Source organism: Phaeovulum veldkampii DSM 11550 (genome assembly GCF_003034995.1).
GTDB lineage: Bacteria > Pseudomonadota > Alphaproteobacteria > Rhodobacterales > Rhodobacteraceae > Phaeovulum > Phaeovulum veldkampii.
Window position 1 is genome coordinate 1 of sequence record NZ_PZKF01000100.1, and the last position, 1,619, is coordinate 1,619.

Below are 1,619 nucleotides of genomic sequence, written 5' to 3' on the forward strand. Positions count from 1 at the left end.
GACAGGCCTGTGCAGGGCGCGCTGAGGCGGGCCATCATCTGGAATTTTTTTGAAGCCATGATCGGAGATGACGATGGATGGAAATGACATGAAGGCGACCGGCAAGTGCCCGGTGATGCATGGCGGCAATACCGCGATGGGCACATCGAACATGGACTGGTGGCCGAATGCGCTGAACCTCGACATTCTGCACCAGCATGACACCAAGACCAACCCGCTTGCGGGTTTTGCCTACCGCGACGCGGTGAAAACGCTGGATGTCGCGGCGCTGAAGGCAGACCTGCGCGCGCTGATGACCGACAGCCAGGAGTGGTGGCCGGCAGACTGGGGCCATTACGGTGGCCTGATGATCCGCATGGCCTGGCACGCGGCGGGGTCGTATCGCACCGCCGACGGGCGTGGCGGCGGTGGCACCGGCAACCAGCGGTTTGCGCCGCTGAATTCGTGGCCCGACAACGTGAACCTCGACAAGGCGCGCCGGCTGCTGTGGCCGGTCAAGAAGAAATACGGCAACAAGATCAGCTGGGCCGACCTGATCATTCTGGCGGGCAACGTCGCCTATGAATCGATGGGGCTCAAGACCTTCGGTTTTGCCTTTGGCCGCGAGGACATCTGGCACCCGGAAAAGGACACCTACTGGGGGTCTGAAAAGGAATGGCTGGGCACCTCGCGTTATGATGGCGAAAGCCGCGAGACGCTGGAAAACCCGCTTGCCGCCGTGCAGATGGGCCTGATCTACGTCAACCCCGAGGGGGTGAACGGCGTGCCCGATCCGCTGCGCACCGCGCAGGACGTGCGCGTGACCTTTGCCCGGATGGCGATGAACGACGAGGAAACCGTGGCCCTGACCGCAGGCGGCCACACCGTCGGCAAATGTCACGGCAATGGCAATGCCGCCGAACTGGGCGCCGACCCCGAAGCCGCCGATGTGTGTGAACAGGGCCTTGGCTGGATCAACCACACCAATCGTGGCATTGGCCGCAATACCGTGACCTCGGGCATCGAAGGCGCCTGGACCACCCATCCGACGAAATGGGACAATGGCTATTTCTACCTGCTGCTGAACTACGACTGGGAACTGAAGAAATCCCCCGCCGGCGCCTGGCAGTGGGAGCCGGTCAACATCAAGGAAGAAGACAAGCCGGTTGACGTGGAAGACCCGTCCATCCGCTACAACCCGATCATGACCGACGCCGACATGGCGATGAAGATGGACCCGATCTATCGGGAAATCTCGGAGCGGTTCTACAAGGACCCCGACCATTTCACCGAGGTCTTTGCGCGGGCCTGGTTCAAGCTGACGCACCGCGACATGGGGCCGAAGGCGCGCTACATCGGCCCCGAGGTTCCGGCCGAAGACCTGATCTGGCAAGATCCGGTGCCCGCAGGCCGCAGCGACTATGACGTGGCCGCGGTCAAGGCCAGGATCGCCGCATCAGGGCTGAGCATGGCCGATATGGTCGCCACCGCCTGGGATTCGGCGCGCACCTTCCGCGGGTCCGACATGCGCGGCGGTGCCAATGGCGCGCGCATCCGTCTGGCCCCGCAGAAGGACTGGGAGGGCAACGAGCCTGCGCGTCTGGCGCGTGTGCTGTCGGTGCTGGAACCGATCGCGGCGC

General features: G+C 63.7%; 1 protein-coding gene. It reads left to right on the forward strand.

Features of this window, described 5'->3' with window-relative positions; all coding sequences use genetic code 11:
• Positions 1–73: 73 nt before the first annotated feature.
• On the forward strand, positions 74–1,619 hold a 1,546-nt coding region (gene katG / locus C5F46_RS16015; protein ID WP_107326290.1), incomplete at its 3' end, for a catalase/peroxidase HPI.